20 protein-coding genes and 2 tRNA genes are annotated in these 18,366 nt (G+C 69.7%); 5 read left to right on the forward strand and 17 right to left on the reverse strand.

The window, feature by feature from the left end:
- Positions 1-48: 48 nt before the first annotated feature.
- From DK368_RS09160 to DK368_RS21345, 13 genes are all read right to left on the reverse strand, one after another.
- A tRNA-Phe gene (locus DK368_RS09160) sits at positions 49-124 on the reverse strand.
- A gap of 106 nt (positions 125-230) precedes the next feature.
- On the reverse strand, positions 231-449 hold the full coding sequence (locus tag DK368_RS09165) for a DNA gyrase inhibitor YacG (RefSeq protein WP_114393638.1): 219 nt from the start codon (positions 447-449) through the stop codon (positions 231-233).
- A 6-nt stretch (positions 450-455) separates the two neighbouring features.
- The gene (locus tag DK368_RS09170; protein WP_114393639.1) at positions 456-1,619 is read right to left on the reverse strand and encodes a ribonuclease E/G; all 1,164 of its coding nucleotides are present in this window, start codon (positions 1,617-1,619) and stop codon (positions 456-458) included.
- A 4-nt stretch (positions 1,620-1,623) separates the two neighbouring features.
- On the reverse strand, positions 1,624-2,289 hold the full coding sequence (locus DK368_RS09175; protein ID WP_114393640.1) for a Maf family protein: 666 nt from the start codon (positions 2,287-2,289) through the stop codon (positions 1,624-1,626).
- An 18-nt stretch (positions 2,290-2,307) separates the two neighbouring features.
- On the reverse strand, positions 2,308-2,526 hold the full coding sequence (infA, locus tag DK368_RS09180; RefSeq protein WP_114393641.1) for a translation initiation factor IF-1: 219 nt from the start codon (positions 2,524-2,526) through the stop codon (positions 2,308-2,310).
- A 156-nt stretch (positions 2,527-2,682) separates the two neighbouring features.
- Positions 2,683-3,144 (reverse strand): arsenate reductase ArsC, encoded by a 462-nt coding sequence (locus DK368_RS09185; protein ID WP_114393642.1) that lies wholly within the window; start codon positions 3,142-3,144, stop codon positions 2,683-2,685.
- 8 nt (positions 3,145-3,152) lie between these two features.
- Positions 3,153-3,632, reverse strand: coding sequence for a UPF0262 family protein (locus tag DK368_RS09190; protein WP_114393643.1), 480 nt, complete (start codon positions 3,630-3,632; stop codon positions 3,153-3,155).
- A gap of 29 nt (positions 3,633-3,661) precedes the next feature.
- On the reverse strand, positions 3,662-4,963 hold the full coding sequence (gene hisD, locus DK368_RS09195) for a histidinol dehydrogenase (protein ID WP_114393644.1): 1,302 nt from the start codon (positions 4,961-4,963) through the stop codon (positions 3,662-3,664).
- Complete coding sequence (gene hisG, locus DK368_RS09200) at positions 4,953-5,624, reverse strand: ATP phosphoribosyltransferase (RefSeq protein WP_114393645.1); 672 nt, start codon at positions 5,622-5,624, stop codon at positions 4,953-4,955. The genes hisD and hisG overlap by 11 nt, the downstream gene beginning before the upstream one ends.
- A gap of 223 nt (positions 5,625-5,847) precedes the next feature.
- Positions 5,848-6,318: a DUF2948 family protein gene (locus DK368_RS09205; protein WP_114393646.1), complete on the reverse strand. Its 471-nt coding sequence runs from the start codon at positions 6,316-6,318 to the stop codon at positions 5,848-5,850.
- 60 nt (positions 6,319-6,378) lie between these two features.
- Positions 6,379-7,671, reverse strand: a complete 1,293-nt coding sequence (murA, locus tag DK368_RS09210; RefSeq protein ID WP_114393647.1) for a UDP-N-acetylglucosamine 1-carboxyvinyltransferase — start codon at positions 7,669-7,671, stop codon at positions 6,379-6,381.
- Positions 7,672-7,858: 187 nt separating this feature from the next.
- Positions 7,859-8,413 (reverse strand): dCTP deaminase, encoded by a 555-nt coding sequence (dcd, locus tag DK368_RS09215; protein ID WP_114393648.1) that lies wholly within the window; start codon positions 8,411-8,413, stop codon positions 7,859-7,861.
- A 91-nt stretch (positions 8,414-8,504) separates the two neighbouring features.
- Positions 8,505-8,672: a hypothetical protein gene (locus tag DK368_RS21345; RefSeq protein WP_155524530.1), complete on the reverse strand. Its 168-nt coding sequence runs from the start codon at positions 8,670-8,672 to the stop codon at positions 8,505-8,507.
- A gap of 144 nt (positions 8,673-8,816) precedes the next feature.
- Here DK368_RS21345 and DK368_RS09220 point away from each other — a divergent pair.
- Together DK368_RS09220 and DK368_RS09225 are read left to right on the forward strand one after the other, a co-directional pair.
- Positions 8,817-8,892, forward strand: a tRNA-Thr gene (locus DK368_RS09220).
- 124 nt (positions 8,893-9,016) lie between these two features.
- On the forward strand, positions 9,017-9,613 hold the full coding sequence (locus tag DK368_RS09225; protein WP_114393649.1) for a class I SAM-dependent methyltransferase: 597 nt from the start codon (positions 9,017-9,019) through the stop codon (positions 9,611-9,613).
- Between the two features lie 33 nt (positions 9,614-9,646).
- Here DK368_RS09225 and DK368_RS09230 read toward each other — a convergent pair whose 3' ends face one another.
- A complete protein-coding gene (locus DK368_RS09230; RefSeq protein ID WP_114393650.1) occupies positions 9,647-9,991 on the reverse strand; it encodes a hypothetical protein in 345 nt (114 codons plus the stop codon).
- Between the two features lie 157 nt (positions 9,992-10,148).
- Between DK368_RS09230 and DK368_RS09235 the strand changes: the two genes are divergently transcribed.
- Positions 10,149-11,081 (forward strand): SPOR domain-containing protein, encoded by a 933-nt coding sequence (locus DK368_RS09235; RefSeq protein ID WP_114393651.1) that lies wholly within the window; start codon positions 10,149-10,151, stop codon positions 11,079-11,081.
- Here the strand turns inward: DK368_RS09235 and DK368_RS09240 are convergent.
- The gene (locus DK368_RS09240) at positions 11,029-12,294 is read right to left on the reverse strand and encodes an O-antigen ligase family protein (RefSeq protein ID WP_155524531.1); all 1,266 of its coding nucleotides are present in this window, start codon (positions 12,292-12,294) and stop codon (positions 11,029-11,031) included. The genes DK368_RS09235 and DK368_RS09240 overlap by 53 nt on opposite strands.
- Complete coding sequence (locus tag DK368_RS09245; protein ID WP_114393653.1) at positions 12,291-13,223, reverse strand: glycosyltransferase family 9 protein; 933 nt, start codon at positions 13,221-13,223, stop codon at positions 12,291-12,293. The genes DK368_RS09240 and DK368_RS09245 overlap by 4 nt, the downstream gene beginning before the upstream one ends.
- 254 nt (positions 13,224-13,477) lie before the next feature.
- Here DK368_RS09245 and ygfZ point away from each other — a divergent pair, with 254 nt between their 5' ends.
- Positions 13,478-14,389, forward strand: a complete 912-nt coding sequence (gene ygfZ / locus DK368_RS09250; protein ID WP_114393654.1) for a CAF17-like 4Fe-4S cluster assembly/insertion protein YgfZ — start codon at positions 13,478-13,480, stop codon at positions 14,387-14,389.
- 19 nt (positions 14,390-14,408) lie between these two features.
- Here the strand turns inward: ygfZ and DK368_RS21615 are convergent, their stop codons facing one another.
- A complete protein-coding gene (locus DK368_RS21615) occupies positions 14,409-15,434 on the reverse strand; it encodes a glycosyltransferase (protein ID WP_162305948.1) in 1,026 nt (341 codons plus the stop codon).
- Between the two features lie 135 nt (positions 15,435-15,569).
- Here DK368_RS21615 and DK368_RS09260 point away from each other — a divergent pair, with 135 nt between their 5' ends.
- Positions 15,570-18,263 (forward strand): HAMP domain-containing protein, encoded by a 2,694-nt coding sequence (locus tag DK368_RS09260; RefSeq protein ID WP_114393655.1) that lies wholly within the window; start codon positions 15,570-15,572, stop codon positions 18,261-18,263.
- Positions 18,264-18,366 lie beyond the last annotated feature (103 nt).

The raw sequence follows: 18,366 nt of genomic DNA on the forward strand, positions 1-18,366 counted from the left end.
CTTTCTTTGATGCCGTCTTGGTAACGGCCAGCACCCGATAAGAGATCGTGGTGCCCAGGGGCGGAATCGAACCACCGACACGGGGATTTTCAGTCCCCTGCTCTACCAACTGAGCTACCTGGGCCCACCACGTTCGGGCTCTCTTCGGTGTCTCGCCAGAGGCGTTCGCCGTCGAGGCCCGCGGTATAGACAAAATATTTGGGCCTGTCCAGCACCAGATTGCATCCCCGTTACGTTTTTTTCTCTCCGTCCGGACCGGCCGCGGGCTCATCTCCATCCTCGTCCCGAACAGGTACGCGATAGGCCTCGTTCAGCCAGCGGGCGAGGTCGACATCGGCGCAGCGCTTGGAGCAGAAGGGCTTGAACTGGTCATGGGCGGGACGGCCGCAGATGGGGCAGCCGCCGCGTTTCGGCCGGATATCGGCCAGATTGATGGGGTCGCTGGGCATGGGCTTTCAAAGGGTTTCGGTCAGAAGATCAGCCAGGGCGGGTCCGCGGCGGGCACGGGTCATCTCCGCCAGGCCAAGGCGGGACATGCCATAGACATGGGTGGCCACGGGGTCGTTGGAAACGGCGTGGGACAGGGCCTGGATCACGGCCTCGCGGTCGCCGGCCCGGCCCATATTGACAAAATCCACGATGATGATGCCGGCGAGATTGCGCAGGCGCAGCTGGCGCGCGATCTCGCCCGCCGCGTCCAGATTGGTGGCCAGGGGATTGCCACGCTCGCCGCCATTGACGTCGATGACGGTCAGCGCCTCGGTCCGGTCGATGACCAGGGAGCCGCCCTGGCCCAGCGGCACCCGCCGCCCCCCAAGGCCGGCGATGACACCGTCCAGATCCTCGGTCTCGAACAGCAGCGGCCGGCCGGCATGGGGCTGCAGCAGCGCCGCCAGATCGGGGGCGCGGTCGCGGCACCAGAGGCGCACAGTGTCGGCCAGCGCCGGCCCCTCGGCGCGGATGGCCTCCACCCCCCGCCCCGTCCATTCGGCCAGGGCACGGGCCACGGCATCGGGTGCCGGACGCAGCAGCGCCGGCGCCGTGGCCGATGCCGCCGCGGTCTCCGTCCCGTGCCAGAGTTCCAGCAAGGCCTCGGCCTCCAGCGCCACCAGCGCTGGATCGACACCGGCGGCATCGGCACGGACAATCCAGCCGCCGCGGCTGGGCACGCTCTCGGCCAGGGTCTGGCGCAGGCGTCCCACCTCCGGCCCCTTGCCCAGGCGCTTGGACAGGTGCAGCCCGTCCGCCTGCGGCATGAACACCAGGAAACGGCCCGGCAGTGTCACATCCATGGTGACGACGGCGCCCTTGTCGCCATGGGCATCGGCCTTGACCTGGAGCAGCAGGGTCTGGCCGGTCCGCAGCAGCTGGCCGATCCGGGCGCCGCGCCGGGCTGGTCGCATGTCGGCGGCATTCAGCAGGGCGGGCTGGTCCAGCCCGATCTCGACGAAGGCGGCATCCAGGCCGGCGACGATGCGCGCCACCCGGCCCAGGCGGATGTCGCCGGCATGGGCGGGCCGGTCCTCACGGTCGATGGCAAGGTCGGTGAGCACGCCATCCTCCAGCCACGCCGCGCGGCGCAGCGGGCCACGGCGGTCGAGCCAGAGTTCACGGCGCATGGGATCAGTCCGGGTAATGGGGCGTCAGCGGGTCGAGCCCGGCGGCACGCAGCAGACCGGCCACCTCGTACAGCGGCAGGCCGACGATGTTGGAATAGCTGCCGATGATCTCGCGCACGAAGACCGACGCCAAGCCCTGGATGGCATAGCCCCCGGCCTTGCCGTCCCATTCGCCGGAACGGACATAAGCCTCGATTTCCGCGGGCGCCAGCGGGCGGAAGACCACGGCCGTCTGCACCGTGCGCGTCCAGCGCCGGCCATCGGCGCCGATGAGGCAGACACCGCCATAGACGCGATGACGACGGCCCGACAGCAGGCCGAGGCAGCGGCGGGCCGTGGCCGCATCCTCCGCCTTGGGCAGGATGCGGCGGCCGGCCGCCACCACCGTGTCGGCGGCCAGGATCAGGGACCCGGCATGGCGCGGCGCCACCCGCTCCGCCTTCTCCACCGCCATGCGCTGGGCATAGACGGCCGGCAGTTCCCCCGGTCGCTCGCTCTCATCAATGTCGGCGGGATCGATCAGCGCCGGAACCAGGCCGACCAGCCCCAGCAGGTCGCGCCGCCGCGGCGAGGCCGAGGCCAGGATCAACCGCGGGGCAGCCACGTCGGAAACACGCTGACCGCCCGCAGTCGAAGCCGGGGCGGTGTTGGATACCGGATCGCTTGTCATGGACTTCCCGCAGTCCGCTTACTTGAAGCGGAAGGTGATTCGGCCCTTGGTCAGATCGTAGGGCGTCATCTCGACATTGACGCGATCACCCGCCAGGACACGGATGCGGTTCTTACGCATCTTCCCGGAGGTATGCGCCAGCACTTCGTGGTTGTTGTCCAGCTTCACGCGGAACATCGCATTGGGCAGCAGCTCCATAACCGTGCCCGAAAACTCGATCAGGTCTTCCTTCGCCATAACGTCCATTCACCCGGCAAGATCGGCGGCCAAATAGGTGATTGGGCGGCTTCCAGCGGTCAAGCGTTTTTTCCGCACATCGGACGCAGCTTCTTCTATTTGCGGAGACAACTGTATCGGCGGCGCAACGCCGGCCTAGTCTGGGATGCGATGACGTCAGATCGCCGCCTGCTCCAGGCCGAACCGGTTCCGGATCCGGCGGTACAGTGTATCGCGCACGTGACGATAGGCATCCAGCCGCATCTCCCGGCTGCCCTCCACAAGCGAGGGGTCGAACGTATTCCAGAACTCCACATCGCAGGCCATGGTCCGCGTCAGTTCCACCGCCTGGTGCTGAGCCTCCGGCGACAGGGAGACCACCAGATCGAAGCTGGTATCCTCCAGCCGGTCGAAGGTCTTGCAGCGGTGGCGGCTGAGATCGACGCCGATCTCGGCCATGACGGCGGTGACGAAGGGATCGATCGCGCCGTCGCGCACGCCCACCGAATCCACATAGAGCGTGGTTCCGGCCAGCTTCTTCAGCATCCCCTCGGCCATGGGCGACCGGATGGAGTTATGGGTGCAGGCGAACAGGACACTGGTAATCCTGGCGGGGATGATCCGGGAGGATTCGGCCATCGCACCCCTCAGCCCCGGATATGCAGGACACAGATCAGGGTGAACAGCCGGCGGGCCGTGTTGAGGTCCAGCTCGACCCGGCCGGCCAGCCGCTCGCGCAGCAGCTCCGACCCTTCGTTGTGCAGGCCGCGCCGCCCCATGTCGATGGCCTCGATCTGCGACGGCGAAGCCGTCTTGATGGCCTTGTAGTAGCTGTCGCAGATGAGGAAATAGTCGCGGACGATGGTGCGGAAGGGTGTCAGCGGCAGCATGATGCGGCTGAGTTCGCCCTCATCCTCCGCCCGCACATCGAAGACCAGACGATTGTCCTCGATGGCGATCAGCAGCCGGTAGGGACCGCTGTCGGGCTGCTCCACCAGTCCGAAGCGGTTCTCCTCCAGCAGGTCGAACAGCGCGACGGCGCGCTCATGTTCCACCTCGGGGTTGCGGCGGACCACATTCTTTTCAATCAGCTCGACATGGCTGATGCGATGCCTGCCGCTGCCCACGCGCAGCCCTCCCCTGTTTTCATTCTCTCCTATTGAGCCTTGTTCCCCAGGCGAATGGCAACTGAAAGCGCATGCGCCCCCAACCCTTCCGCCTCGGCCAGGGCCACGGCGGCCGGGCCGATGGCGTGAAGACTGGCCTGGGAACAGCCCACCAGCGTGGTGCGCTTCATGAAATCCAGCACATTGAGACCGGAGGAGAACCGGGCCGACCGCGCCGTGGGCAGGACGTGATTCGGCCCGGCCACATAGTCGCCGATGGCTTCCGGTGTGTAGCGTCCCAGGAAGATGGCGCCGGCATTGCGGATCCGGGCCGCCAGGGCGTCCGGATCGGCCACTGCCAGTTCCAGATGCTCCGGCGCCAGCCGGTCCACCAGGTCCACCGCCTGCTCCAGCCGCTCCACCAGGATGATGGCGCCATGGCTGCGCCAGCTCTCCCCGGCAATGTCCGCCCGCGGCAGGCGCGAGAGATGATCCTCCACGGCCGCAGCCACGGCATCGGCGAAGGCGGCATCGTCGGTGATGAGGATCGACTGGGCCGAGGTGTCATGCTCGGCCTGAGACAGCAGGTCGGCGGCGATCCAGGCGGGATCGTTCCGACCGTCCGCCACCACCAGGATTTCCGACGGGCCGGCGATCATGTCGATGCCCACCGTACCGAAGACCTGGCGCTTGGCCGCGGCCACAAAGGCATTGCCGGGCCCGGTGATCTTGTCGACCGCGGCGATGCTCTCCGTGCCATAGGCCAGCGCGGCCACGGCCTGGGCACCGCCGATGCGGTAGATCTCGGTCACGCCGGAGATCCTGGCCGCCGCCAGCACCAGCGGGTTCAGCACCCCGTCGGGGCTGGGCACCACCATGGCGATGCGGGAGACACCGGCCACCCGGGCCGGAATGGCGTTCATCAGCACCGAGCTGGGATAGGCGGCGGTGCCGCCGGGCACATAAAGGCCGACAGCACCGACAGGCGTCCAGCGCGCGCCCAGGCGCACCCCGGCCGCATCCACATAGTCCTGATGCTCCGGCGTCTGCCGCCGGTGGAAGGCCTCGATGCGGGCGGCGGCCAGATGCAGCGCCTCCAGCGTGGCGGCCCCGCAGCGGGCCATCGCCGCCTCCACCTCGTCGGCGGTGATGCGCACTGTCTGCGGCGTCAGCGTCAGCCGGTCCCAGCGCCGGGTATAGTCGATGACGGCGGCATCGCCACGGGCGCGCACATCGGCCAGCACCGCGGCCACGGCAGCGTTGACGTCCTCCTGCACCTCGCGCTTGGCCGAGAGCAGGGCACGGAAGCCGGACTCGAAATCCGGATCGCGGGTGGAGAGCCTAAGCGGCATTCTGAATGGCCTCCTGGAAACGGTCGATCCAGCCCTGGATCTCCCCATGGCGGGTCTTGAAGGCAGCACGGTTGACCACCAGGCGCGAGGAGATGTCGGCGATATGCTCAATCTCCTTCAACCCGTTGGCCTTCAATGTCGTGCCGGTGGAGACCAGATCGACGATGCGGCGGGCCAGGCCCAGGCTGGGCGCCAGTTCCATGGCCCCGTTGAGCTTGATGCACTCGGCCTGGACGCCGCGGGCGGCGAAATGGCGGCGGGTGATCTCGGGATACTTCGTGGCGACGCGCACATGGCTCCAGCGGGCCGGATCGTCGCCATCGCTCAGCGCCACCGGCTCGGCCACGGCGATGCGGCATTTGCCGATGCCGAGATCCAACGGCGTGTAGATCTCGGGATAGTCGAACTCCATCAGCACATCGTTGCCGCAGACCCCCAGTTGGGCGGCGCCGAAAGCCACGAACGTGGCCACGTCGAAGCTGCGCACACGGATGATCTGCACATCGGGCCGGTTGGTGGCGAAGCGCAGGGCACGGGATTTGGGATTGTCGAAATCCGGTTCCGGCTCGATACCGACATGATGCAGCAGCGGCCTCACCTCATCCAGGATGCGGCCCTTGGGCAGGGCCAGTACCAGGAGGTCATTGGCGGGCGGCGTCATGTCTATACAGCTCCAGCGGCGGTGTCGGGTTCCGCGGCCGGAACACCCCGACCGCGGGGCGCCTTTACTTGGCATGCCACAGCACGGTCGTCCAGCCGCAAGGCCCCGCCGTCGGGACAAGGCACGCTTGCGGGGATGGAACGCTGACAAGAACGGCTATCGCTCCGCCCAAGGGGCTTGGGCGCATCCGGATCAGACGGGGCAGGACGGGGCAACCCGGGATTCAGGCGCCCTGCCGGGCCTCTTCGTGGCAGGGCTTGAGGCCGGTGGGCCAGGGTTCGCCGATATCCTCCAGACGCACATCCAGGCCGCTGACCTCCAGGCGGATGCCATGGCCGCCGGAGAAATGCAGCAGCACGCCCCCCTCCCCCGCTTCCACCGCCAGCAGGTTCAGCATCTGCGTGCGGTCGCGCAGATCGAGATTGCGGTAACTGGCGCGGCTGACCCCATGGAAGCGCAGGGCGCAGTTGGTGCGCTCGAAACTGCAATCCGCGTCCGGCGTCGGCCCGCCCGCGGATATGCCATCCGCACGGTCGGCACATTCCCACCTGAACCGGTTGGCAATGACAATGAAGGACTGCTCCTCCGCCAGAAAGGCGATGTCGCAGATGGGAACAATGGCGTCCTGCACCATGGCCGACACCACCTTCAGATCCTCCGCATCGCCTGCGCGCAGCTTCAGCCCCGTGGCCATTCCCCGACGTCCCCTGATGAACCCCGGGCCGCCCCGGACGGGACGGCCCCATAGCCTTATTTAGGTAGCGTCCTTCAGCCGTTCCATATCCGCGCCGCAGGCGATCAGCTTCTCTTCCAGCCGCTCATAGCCGCGGTCCAGGTGATAGATGCGGTTGACCACCGTCTCGCCACCGGCGGCGAGGCCGGCCAGCACCAGACTGACCGAGGCGCGCAGATCGGTGGCCATGACCGGAGCGCCGGTCAGCTTCGGCACGCCGCGGACCAGGGCGGAGGAACCATGGACCGTGATCTTGGCCCCCATGCGCGCCAGCTCCGGCACATGCATGAAACGGTTCTCGAAAATGGTCTCGGTGATCATCGAGGCGCCGTTGGCCACGCACATCAGGGCCATCATCTGGGCCTGAAGATCGGTGGGGAAGCCGGGGAACGGCTCGGTCATGGCATCCACGCCCAGCAGCGGGCCGGTGGGCTGAACCCGAAAGCCGCGCTCGGTCGGGACAAAGGCGACATTGGCTCCGGCCAGGGTGATGGCCACGGCCTGCAGGTCCTGCAGGCGCGCGCCGATCAGCTCCACCTCGCCACCGGTGATGGCGGCGGCCATGGCATAGGTGCCGGTCTCGATGCGATCGGGCAGGATGGCGTGGGTGGCGCCGTGCAGCCGCTCCTTGCCGCGGATGCGCAGCTTGTCGCTGCCGATCCCCTCGATCTCGGCCCCCATGGCGATGAGGCAATGGGCCAGGTCGCCGATTTCCGGCTCGCGGGCGGCGTTGACCAGCACGGTCTCGCCCTTGGCCAGGGCCGCCGCCATCATGAGATTCTCGGTGGCGCCCACGGATACCTGCGGAAAGACGAACTCGGCTCCGCGCAGACCGCCCGGCGGGGCCTTGGCGACGACATAGCCGCCTTCGATCTCGATCTCCGCACCCATGGCCTGCAGGCCCTTGATGTGCAGGTCCACCGGGCGTGGCCCGATGGCGCAGCCACCGGGCAGGCTGACCTTGGCCTGGCCGAAGCGGGCCAGCAGCGGCCCCAGCACCAGCACGCTGGCGCGCATCTTGCGTACCAGATCGTAGGGCGCTTCCAGGCTGGTGATGGTGCCGGCGTTCAACTCCACCACCCGCCCCTGGCAGCCATGCGCACCGCCCTGGCCATTGAGATGGATGTCCACCCCGTGCTGGGCCAGCAGGTTGGCCATGGTGGTGATGTCGGCCAGATGCGGCAGGTTCGAGAGCGTCAGCGTCTCGTCCGTCAGCAGGCAGGCGGCCAACAGGGGAAGGGCGGCATTCTTGGCACCGCTGATGGCGATCTCGCCCTTCAGCGTGCGGCCGCCGCGGATGCGGAGCTTGTCCATGGGTCAGGTTCGTTGCGGCAGGAGGAACGGGAAAAGGCGGTGTCGACCGGAAACATGGCACGAAGATGGTCGCGGATACCGGGATGAGGGCAACCGGATTAAGGATCGGTCACCCGTCCCAAAGCGGTCACGGCCTGGAGCGGTCACGGCCTGGAGCGGTCACGGCCCGGCTCCGCGCGGTAGCGGGTCACAGGCGCGGCAGGGTCACGCCGCGCTGGCCCATATATTTGCCGGACCGGTCAGCATAGGACACCTCGCAGATGCTGTCGCCCTTGAAGAACAGGAACTGGCACAGCCCCTCGTTGGCGTAGACCTTGGCCGGCAGCGGCGTGGTGTTGGAGATCTCCAGCGTCACATGACCTTCCCATTCCGGCTCCAGCGGCGTGACATTGACGATCAGGCCGCAGCGGGCATAGGTGGATTTGCCCAGGCAGACCACCAGCACATCGCGGGGAATGCGGAAATACTCCACTGTCCGCGCCAGGGCGAAGCTGTTGGGCGGGATGATGCAGATGTCGGTCTTACGGTCGACGAAGCTGGTCTCGTCGAAGCGCTTGGGATCGACGATGGCATTATCGACATTGGTGAAGATCTTGAACTCGTCGGCCACCCGGGCGTCATAGCCGTAGGAGGACAGGCCGTAGGAGATCACCCCTTCCCGCTTCTGCGCCTCGGTGAATGGCGTGATCATGCCATGCTTGGTCGCCATGTCGCGGATCCAGGTGTCGGGCATGATCGCCATGGGGCAGTCCTTCCGTGGGAGAGGCAATAGGGATGCGGCCGGTCAGCCAGGCCGGCGGGTCCAGGGCTTGTAGCCCAGCCCCCCGTCGCGCTCAAGCAGGAGCGCGGCTCGAGCCGGGGTCGGACGGGGCCGGCTGATCGTCGCGGGCGCGCTCCTGCTCCTTGCGCTTGCGAAGATTGTCGCGCAAGGCCTTGGCGAGACGGGCGTTACGGTCATCGGGCTTGGCGGGCTTCTGCGGTCCGGCGGTCATCGGCAGCATCGGGGGTTGGCGGCAGCGGAACCGGGATTCCAGGCATTCCACCCGCCTGCGTCAAGTCCGGGTTTTTTTCGCCCGGGGAGTCGATTATGCTTGCACACCCCGGCCGAGCATGGCACATAGCCGCCCACTTCCGGGGTGCCCGGAGCTGCCGTAGCTCAGTCGGTAGAGCGCGTCCTTGGTAAGGACGAGGTCGTTGGTTCGATTCCAATCGGCAGCACCATCCCCCGCCCGAGTGTCCTCCCGCTGCATGCGGGAGAGGCAGGATGCCTTGGCGGACATCGGCTTGCCATCTGGGCAGTGCCTGCTACAATATCCTTAACTGACGCTGAAATCAGGACGATTGTGTGGGCATCGACCCTTCGGAAGGGTGGGATGAGGCCGCCGGGCGATTCATGTCCGCCCGCTCCGGCATTGGCACATCGCTGGTCCGCTCCTGGGCACAGGATCATTTGCCGCGGCGCGGCTGCATCGTGGATGTGGGCTGCGGGTCCGGCGTGCCGATCGCGCAAGCCCTGATCGAGGACGGGTTCCAAGTCTTTGGAATCGATGCCTCGCCCACCCTGATCGCTGCGTTCCGCAGCCGCTTCCCGACGGCGCCAAGCGCCTGCGAGCCTGCGCAGGACAGTGCCTTCTTCCACCGCACATTTGATGCGGCGCTTGCGGTCGGTCTGTTGTTTCTTCTTGCAGAGAAGGATCAGCGGGCCGTGATCCGCCGCGTTGCAAAGGCCCTTGGACCCGGCGGGCGGTTCCTGTTCAGCGCACCGCGCGAGATCTGCCAATGGCGAGACAGCCTGACCGGGCGCAGGTCGAGGTCGCTCGGTGTGCAGGAATACAAGCGGGCGCTCCAGGCCTCCGGCCTGCACCTCGCCGGCTGCCGGCGCGATGAGGGGGAGAACAACTACTATGACGCCGTGAAGGCGGCGGCGGAGCCTCTCCGGTGATCAGTGCGGCGCAGGCGGGAAGGCTTCCCCTTCTCAGTGGTCGGACCCCTGCAGGATCTGGCGGCGCATGCCGGTTTCATAGTCCAGCCCGTCCCGGGTCAGCACGACGCTGACGGGGAAATTGCCGCGGATCAGACCCTTGCGCTCCAGCACCGTCCAGGGGGCCGGGTTGCGCAAGCCTGTCGCGTCCTGGGCAAACACCAGCCAGGGGCCGAGATGGAAATGGTTGCCGTGGGCGGTGAAAGGCAGCTCCATCACCTCGATCTCACCATCGCCCAGCGGGCGGCTGATATCCTCGAACTCCGCCAGAGCCTGGAACAGGGTCAGGGTCTTCAGCTGCAGCGGGTTCAGGTTCAGCGGATTCTTCTTCTGGGCCATGGCTGTCCGGATGCAAGGCGGGGAACGGGCGCCTGTTGAACTCCCTCCGTCCGCGCCCGTCAAGCGCCATGCCGCACAAGCCCGAACGTGACGTTGCAGAAGAATGGGCTTCTGGCATCCTGGGGTGGTCATGCGCTGCCCTGCTGGAGGAGAAGCCATGCGTCATCTGACCCCGGCCCTGCTGGCCCTGACCCTGATTCTGCACCCGGCCGGCCCCGCCGCCAGCGATGCGGTGACGGCGGGCCGGGAAGCCCTGCGGGCTGGAGATGACACTGCGGCTCTGGCGGCGTTCCGGGCCGGAGCGGCCTCGGGCGATCGCACGGCCCAGTTCCTGGCAGGGCAGATGCTGCTGCAGGGCAAGGGGGCCGCCCGCGACGTGCCGGCGGCCCTGGCCTATCTGGAGCAGGCGGCCAGGGCCGGCCATGTGGGGGCACAGACCACGGCGGGATCGCTCTACGCCTTCGGTGACCCGGTTCCGGCGGATTATGACAAGGCCTTTGCCTATCTGCTGCCGGCGGCGCGGGCCGGCGATGCCCATGCCCAGAACAATCTGGCGACGCTGTACTGGTTCGGGCTGGGGACGGCGCGCGATCCCGTACAGGCCCTGCACTGGGCGATGCGGGCCGAGCGACGGCATCTCATGGCCGCGATCCGGCTGAAGGATGAAATCGAGCGTCAGGTGACACCGGCGGTGGAGGCGGAGGCGACGGCGCTGGCAACCCAGCCGCTGACGCCCGACAGTCCAGGCACGCCCCCACCGCGGCGGGATGCGCTGTCACCGCCCGCCGTGCCCGGGCCGGACTCCCCGCGGGATGCCGTGCCGACACCGGCTGGAGACTGGGCCGTGCAGCTGGGCGCCCTGCCATCGGCCGCGGACGCCGACCGTCACTGGCGCCGGTTGTCACGGCGCCATACGGCGCTGCTGGCCGCCCGGACGCCGCGCTTCGCCAGCGTGGTGCTGGAGGGCAAGGGCAGTGTCACCCGGATCCTGGTGCCCGGATTCGACAGGGCCGGGGCCGAGGATCTCTGCTCCCGCCTCAAGGCCGCGGGAGCGGCTTGTCTGATCCGGCGCGACGGGCCGCCACCGTGAACAGCAGCGCGGTGAACAGCTGGGCGCAGATCCACCAGGTCTGCCAGGCGCCGTAGGCGAAGCAGGCGATGGTCAGCGCGCTGGCGTAGCAGGCCAGCACGAAGGGCCGCAGGCCCGGATCCAGGCGGGCGGCCCACCGCAGCAGCGCAACCCCGAACCAGGCCAGCAGGCCGGCACCGATCCACCCCAGTTCCAGCCGGGTCTGCAGGAAGATGTTGTGCGGATGCAGCGGCAGGCTCTGCCGGTCCAGCGCCAGACCGGCCAGGATCTGGCCACCCTCGGGAATGGCGCGGGACGCATCCAGCCCCCAGCCCAGCCAGGGATGCTCCGCCGCGCGCTGGGCCACGAAATGCCAAATGCCGACACGGTGGGCGAAGCTGAAGGGCAACCGGTTGAGGATCTCCGGATCGACGGCGGCCAGCCACAGACCGAAGGGCACACTGGCGGCGAACCCCAGGATGGTCACGCCCATCCACAGGCGGGCCGTGGTCAGCGGCCAGCGCCAGGCCGCCAGCAGCGTCAGCAGGCCGGCGGCGCTGCCGACCACGGCCGAGGCGCTGGGGGTGGCCAGGGTCAGCAGGAAATAGCCCGCCGGCAGGGCCAGGGCGGCCGCCTTGCCGCGGGCGGCCAGGATGAAGGCCACCGGCCACAGCAGCAGGGCCAGGATGACGGAGGGTCGGTTCAGCGCCCGCTCCTCTGCCACCAGCGTGCCTTCCAGCAGCTTGGCCAGACGGTAGAGCGGCTGGTCGGCCAGCGTTTCGACGGCGAACAGGGCCAGCCCGATGCCCAGGCCCCAGACGGCAATGCGCGTGAGAGACCGGGCCAGGGCCGGCGGCAGATCCAGAAGGAAGCCCAGCAGCAGCAGCGCCGGCACCGCCTCATAAAGGAAGGTGATGGCCTGGGCCAGCCCGGAGACCGGCACCGGGGTCCAGGCAATGCTGACCGCGCCCAACAGCCAGAACAGCAACAGCGGCAGCACCAGCGATGGCGGCAGGGCGGGTAGCCGGCGACGGCGCCAGAGCAGCAGGCCGCCGGACAGTACCGACAGGGTGATGAGGGCGGGCGCCATGCCCAGCGGCACCAGCGGGGCCATCACGGCTGTCGCCAGGGCGATCAGCCCCCCGGTCAGACCGAGGAAGGGGAAAGCGAAACTGTCCGGCACGGGCGGGGAGACCGGGTCCGGCCGCTCCCGCCGCGCCATGGGCGCACTCACCAAAACGCATCTCCCTTGGTGCGGGCCAGGAGGCCGAGGACGGCGGCTTCCACCTCGTCCACCGACAGGCGGCGCATCCGCGCCTCCGGGCTGTCACCAGGAACGTTCTGGGCGATGATATGGTCCGCATGTGCCCCCCACGGACCATAGATCTCGGCCGGGGTAGGCCCGAAGACACCCAGGGTCGGCGTACCGCTGGCGGCCGCCACATGCATCAGGCCACTGTCATTGCCGACGAACAGCACGGCCCGGGCGATGCAGGCCCCCGCCAACAGCGGGTCCGTCCGCCCGATCAGGTCCACGGCCCGGCCGGCGCCCAAGCGCTCCAGCACCGGCCGGCACCGCTCGGCCTCCCCCGGCCCGGCCAGCACCAGCACCCTGGCCCCGGACAGGGGACCACCGGGACCGGTCAGCCGGTCGGCCAGTTCGGCATAGCGGTCGGCCGGCCATTCCTTGCCGGTCCAGTTGGCCGCCGGCCCCAGGGCCAGCAGCGGTCCCGGGCCGGTCAGACGCTCCGCCTCGGCCCGCAGCGGCGCATCGAACCACAGGCGCGGTGCCGGCGGCGGCTCCGCCCGCAGCACCGAAGCCAGCTGCTCCACCTTGTGGCGCACGGGACCGCCATGGCGGAAGACGGCGCGCTTGCGCGCCAGCACCAGACGCGACACGGCGGAATCGCGCAGATCCACCACCAGATCCCAGCGTGTCCCGGCCACCTGACGCCAGAGATCGAACCAATGCAGCGACCAGCGGCGCTTGCCCATAGGGATCAGGCGGCGCAGACGCGGCACCGTGCGGAACAGGGGAGCCGGGATCGGACCACAGGCGATGGTGAACCGGGCCTCGGGCAACGTCTCGACCAGATGGCCCAGCAGGCCGGTGGTGAGGACGGCATCGCCCAGCCGGTTGGAGGTGATGAAGAGAACGTCCACGGGGTGCGACACTCGGCTGACACGGACCCGGAAGCGCGCCGGACGCGGCCGGACGCAGGCGTCCGCCCTTATAGCCGGGGGCATGGGCGATTGCCACCGCCGCGGGCCGGACCCGACCAGCCCGCACCGACCACCCCACACCGGCCCGCCAGCCCCGGCTGGTGCGCGGCGAAGTGCAGCCGGGCGCGGACCCATCTTGCTTCGGCGACCGAACCGACCCACCTTTAGCGGTATCCGTAGCCATCGGGTCCAGAATGTCCGCCGTCCCGTCCGTATCGTCCAGCCTGTCCAGCCCCTCCGCCATCCCCCTGACCGCCCGCGGCGTCATCGCCCTGACGGGGGCGGACCGCATCAGTTTCCTGCAGGGGCTGGTGACGGCGGATGTGAGCCGGGTGACGCCGACACGGGCCGGCTGGGGCGCCCTGCTGACGCCGCAGGGCAAGTTCCTGCACGATATCTTCTTCCTGGCCACCGGCGACCAGATGCTGCTGGATGTGGAGGCGGAGCGGCTGCCGGACCTGCTGAAGCGGCTGCGGCTCTACCGCCTGCGCGCCAAGGTCGAGCTGACCGATGCCAGCGACCGCTTCACCGTCGCCGCCGTGATCGGCGATGGGGCGGCGGCACTGCTGGGGGTGCCGGCCGAGGCCGGCGCCGCCCGTCCCTATGAGGAGGGGGCTGCCTGTGTCGACCCGCGCCTGCCGGACCTGGGTTGCCGGCTGCTGCTGCCACGGGAGGCCCCCCTGCCGGCCCCTGTGGGCGACGCGGCTGACTGGGACCGGCTGCGGCTGGGTCTGGGCGTTCCCGACGGCAGCCGCGACCTGATCCCGGACAAATCCATCCTGCTGGAAAACGGTTTCGATGAGCTGGGCGGCGTCGCCTGGGATAAGGGCTGCTACATGGGGCAGGAGCTGACGGCGCGCACGCGCTATCGTGGCCTGGTGAAGAAGCGTCTGCTGCCGGTACGGCTGGACGGTCCCCTGCCCGCCCCCGGCACCATCATCCTGGCCGGCGACCGCGATGTGGGCGAGATCCGCAGCGGCCGCGACGGCATGGCCCTGGCGCTGCTGCGCCTGGATGCGCTGGCGCAGGAGACACCGCTGCGGGCGGGGGACACCCGGCTGACCCCGGCCATTCCCGACTGGGTGCGCCTGCCGGCGAAGGCGTGAGCCCGGCGGTGCTGCCCGGTCAGCGCCTGTCCACCGCGCCACCGCCAGCCGCCATCGCCGCATAGATCCGGTCCAGCCCGTCGAGATGCCGGTCCAGCGACCAGCGCGACAGGTCGGGCCGGTGCCGCGCCAGCGGGCCGGACAGCGCCGCGGCCAGGGCGCGCTCCAGCGCGTCGGCGTCGCCCGGGGGGACGAAGGCCGTCGGCCCCAGGCTGGCCCTGGCCCCGTCGGTGGCCGTGGCCACGATGGGCAGACCGGCATCCAGCGCCTCCAGCGCCACCAACCCGAACGGTTCCTCGCGCGAGGGGAACACGAACAGGTCGAAGGCGTGGTAAAGCGCACGCACATCGCTGCGGAAACCGGCGAAGCGGATGCGCCCGTCGCCGGTCGCAAGCGCCTCCAGCGCGGCGCGGTCCGGCCCCTGCCCCACCAGGGCCAGCCGCAGCCGCGGGTCCGGCAGGCCGCGGAAAGCCCGGATCAGCGTGTCCATGCCCTTGACCGGCATCAGCGCTCCCACGGCCCCGACCAGGATCTCACCCGCTCCGGCCCCCAACTCGGCCCGCAGGGCCGCCACCCGCTCCGCCGAGGGGGCGGGATGCGGCGTGAACCACAGGTCCAGGCGATGGATGGGACCGCCGAAGCCCTTGGCGCGCGCATCCTCGGCCTGCCAGTCGGTCGGCGCCACCAGGGCCTGCTGCCGGCGATACCAGTTGGCCCGATAGTCCAGATGCATGGTCGCCAGCCGCGGCACAGCGCCGCCCCAGCGGCCGACCACACGCCCGGCCCGACCGCCATGGCTATGGACCACATCCGGGCGGAAGCGCCGCAGCGCCAGCCAGGTGGACGGCCCCAGCAGCGCCGGCGGCACGGTCGCCACATCCACCGATGGGTCGAGGAACTGGCGGATCGACACGCCCGCCTCCTCCGCGTCGGCGCGCAGCAGCAGGCGCACGCAGTGCCGCCGGCTCTGGGCATTGACCAGATCGGCCACATGCCGCTCGGCACCGCGGAAGCCACGGGAGAATAGAAGCTGGAGGATACGCATGCGGGCCGCTCGTGTGGACATGGGGGGGCTGCCGCCCCTTCCGGCCCCGTTCCCGGAAACGATAAGGATGCTGCGGGGCCAAGAATTTGTTAGCCTTTCCGCGGTAAACCGCAAGATGAGCGCGTGGGAGGCGGAATGGACACGGGATCGCGGCTGTCGTCGGTGCGCGGGATCTGCGCGGCGATCGCGGTTTCCGCCACCCTGGTCGTGGGTGGATTGGCCGGCGCCGCCGCCTTCCACTGGGCCTGGCTGGAGCGGGTCAAGACCTCCCAGCAGGAGCTGCCAGCAGACACCGAGGCCAAGAACCGCCTGCTGGACGAGGTGCAGACGGCGCTGGGACACTCCGGCTTCCTGCAGAACCTGGCCCTGCAGGCGGAAACCGGCTCGGCCGATGCCCGCCGCGACATGCAGACCAATCTGGAGACGGCGGACAAGGCCCTGCGCGCACTTGAGGCCAAGCGCCTGACGCCGGCCGAGTCGCAGTTGGCGGGCGAGATCAAGCGGTTGCTGGACGGCTATCGCAAGGCCCTGGCTGCCGCCGGCGACAGGCCCCAGCCCCTGGACGGGGCCAGCGGCTTCGCCCTGCTGGCTGGCCATGCCGCCCTGGCCGACCGCATCGCCGCCTTTCATCTCGGCCAGTCGCAGATGGATGTGGGGCGGTTCGAGCAGCTGGCCTTGCGTGGATTCTGGCTGGGGCTGGGCGCCGTGGGCGCCCTGGTCGCCCTGCTGGCCGCCGTCCTGCTGCTGATCGGCACGCGGGTGCTGCGGCCCCTGCACGAGCTGACGGCCAGCACCGCCGGTCTGGCCAAGGGCGACTGGCGCGCGCCGGTCTGGGGCATCGGCCGCGCCGACGAGTTCGGCACCCTGGCCCGCGCCGTGGACGGGTTCCGCAAGGTCGCGTCGGAGGTGCCCGACATCTCGGTCATGACCGATGACGGGCGCATGCGGCTGAAGTTCGAGGGCGATTACGCCGACCTGTTCGAGGCGCTGACGGCGCGTCTGCGCGGTGCCGGCGGCACGCTGTCGGTGCTGGGCGCCGATGTGGGCCGCATGGTCAGCGACACCAAGACCCAGCTGACCGACACGCTGGGACAGGTCAACGCCCTCTGCACCGCCGCCGTGCGCACGGTCAATGAGAGCAATCGCGAGATCCGCCAGTCCACCGAGATGCTGGCCCATGCCGTGGCCCAGGTGAAGGCCTTCGACGACCGCAGCCCCGGCGGTGGCCTGGACGGGTTGATCGCCACGCTGAAGGGTCATGCCGACACGCTGGCCGCCACCCTGTCCACCGCCGGCGAGGAGGTGACGGCCACCATGGCCAGCCTCGCCAGCAGCGACGGCGGCATGCGCCATGCCAGCGCCCAGGCGCGCGAGGCCGCACAACAGCTGATGTCCAGCATGGCCGAGGCGCAGCAGCACCTGCTGACCGCCGCCAAGCTGATGCGCGCCTCGGGCGATCTGCTGTCCACCTCCGCCGAGCAGACCGGCGGCCGTCTGATCCGGGCGGCGGAGGCGGTGGAGGCCGGCGAGCATGCGCTGGTGGCCGCCCTGGGCGAAGCCACGGCCCGGCTGGACACGGCGACGGAGCAGGCCAGCGCCCGGCTGGAGGATGCCGGCCATCAGGTCGCCCGCGCCGCCGATCTGCTGGACGACCGCTCCCGCGACATCAGCGCCAACCTGGACTCGACCCTGGATGAGATGCGGCAGGCCAAATCCGTCATGGAGGCCTCCGCCGACATCGCCAGCCAGCGGCTGGAACCGCTGGCCGAGCGCTTCGAGCAGGTGCAGGACGGGCTGTCCACCCTGGTCGGCGATGTGGCCGCCCGTGCGGGCGAAATGGCCGAAGCGGCGGAGACCGTGCGCGAGGCGGGCGACGGGCTGCGGGCGGAGTTCGACCGCCGCCGCATCGAACCCGACACCCAGGAAGCCATGGCCGACATGCTGGCCCGGCTGCGCGGCAGCGCCGCCCAGATCCAGGAGCGGGTGCAGGAGATCGGCGGCACGGCCCAGCGGCTGGCCCAGACCCTGGCCAGCGGTGTGGACGACGCCACGGCCCGGCTGCGCGACGCCACCGGCGAGCTGCGGCTGGAGACGCGGCAGCTGGCCAATCAGGCCGGCGAGGCCACGGGAACCCTGTCGCGGACCGCCGCCCGGCAGGACCAGCTGGTGGAACAGCTGCGCGCCCTGGCCGACGCGCTGGAGCAGCGCCGCACGCAGGAGAGCGACACGGGCGATCTGGCCGGCCTAGCCGCCGGCCTGTCGGCCGCCACCGACGCGGTGCATGCCCTGATCGCCAGCAGCGACCGCCAGGGGGCCGAGGCCGTGCGCGATGCCGTGGCCCTGGTGCAGAGCCTGAAGGACCGCATCGACTCCATCGAAGGCGCCGCGGCCGGCCTGGGCGCCGCCACCGAGGCCGTGCATGCCCTGATCGCCAGCGGCGAGGAGCGGCGTGGCGTCGACGAGCTGGCCAGCATCGCCGAAGCGTTGAAGCAGCGCCTGGAGGGCATCGAACGGCTGGGCGAACGGCTGGACGGCTCCGCCAGCAGCATCCGTTCCCTGCTGGACAGCAACCGGCAGCGCGAATCCCTGGATCTGACCGTGATCGCCGAACTGGCCCAGTCCCTGCGCGAGCGCGTGCTGCGCATGGACGGGCTGACCGTGGACCTGTCGCGGGCCATCGAGGGGCTGAAATCCAGCAGCCGCCAGGGCGAGGCCGCCCAGTCCCAGGCAACGCGGGAACTGGGCAACAGGCTGGCCCAGATCGCCGAACAGCTGCGGGCCACCGCCACGGGGGTGCAGACGCTGACAGGCGGCAGCAGCGCGGCCTGACCGCCCCGGAGTACCCCGCGGCGCACCCCGGATTTGCGCGTCGCTCCTTTGGAATATCCGGCCGTCTGTCCTGTTGGTGCAGGCGAAGGTGGGGGGCCGTGAC

The sequence above is a fragment of the Oleisolibacter albus genome (assembly GCF_003336875.1).
Taxonomy (GTDB): Bacteria; Pseudomonadota; Alphaproteobacteria; order Azospirillales; family Azospirillaceae; genus Niveispirillum; species Niveispirillum album.

Bases quoted from the DNA above. Each gene is read 5' to 3' on its own strand.
- DK368_RS09205 (WP_114393646.1), bottom strand. From the start codon at position 6,318: ATGGCCACGGGGCTGAAGCTGCGCGCAGGCGATGCGGAGGATCTGAAG.
- DK368_RS09170 (WP_114393639.1), bottom strand. From the start codon at position 1,619: ATGCGCCGTGAACTCTGGCTCGACCGCCGTGGCCCGCTGCGCCGCGCG.
- DK368_RS09230 (WP_114393650.1), bottom strand. From the start codon at position 9,991: ATGGCCCAGAAGAAGAATCCGCTGAACCTGAACCCGCTGCAGCTGAAG.
- DK368_RS09260 (WP_114393655.1), top strand. From the start codon at position 15,570: ATGGACACGGGATCGCGGCTGTCGTCGGTGCGCGGGATCTGCGCGGCG.
- hisG (WP_114393645.1), bottom strand. From the start codon at position 5,624: ATGACGCCGCCCGCCAATGACCTCCTGGTACTGGCCCTGCCCAAGGGC.
- hisD (WP_114393644.1), bottom strand. From the start codon at position 4,963: ATGCCGCTTAGGCTCTCCACCCGCGATCCGGATTTCGAGTCCGGCTTC.
- infA (WP_114393641.1), bottom strand. From the start codon at position 2,526: ATGGCGAAGGAAGACCTGATCGAGTTTTCGGGCACGGTTATGGAGCTG.
- murA (WP_114393647.1), bottom strand. From the start codon at position 7,671: ATGGACAAGCTCCGCATCCGCGGCGGCCGCACGCTGAAGGGCGAGATC.
- DK368_RS09185 (WP_114393642.1), bottom strand. From the start codon at position 3,144: ATGGCCGAATCCTCCCGGATCATCCCCGCCAGGATTACCAGTGTCCTG.
- dcd (WP_114393648.1), bottom strand. From the start codon at position 8,413: ATGGCGATCATGCCCGACACCTGGATCCGCGACATGGCGACCAAGCAT.
- DK368_RS09165 (WP_114393638.1), bottom strand. From the start codon at position 449: ATGCCCAGCGACCCCATCAATCTGGCCGATATCCGGCCGAAACGCGGC.
- DK368_RS09175 (WP_114393640.1), bottom strand. From the start codon at position 2,289: ATGACAAGCGATCCGGTATCCAACACCGCCCCGGCTTCGACTGCGGGC.
- DK368_RS21345 (WP_155524530.1), bottom strand. From the start codon at position 8,672: ATGCTGCCGATGACCGCCGGACCGCAGAAGCCCGCCAAGCCCGATGAC.
- ygfZ (WP_114393654.1), top strand. From the start codon at position 13,478: ATGTCCGCCGTCCCGTCCGTATCGTCCAGCCTGTCCAGCCCCTCCGCC.
- DK368_RS21615 (WP_162305948.1), bottom strand. From the start codon at position 15,434: ATGCGTATCCTCCAGCTTCTATTCTCCCGTGGCTTCCGCGGTGCCGAG.
- DK368_RS09235 (WP_114393651.1), top strand. From the start codon at position 10,149: ATGCGTCATCTGACCCCGGCCCTGCTGGCCCTGACCCTGATTCTGCAC.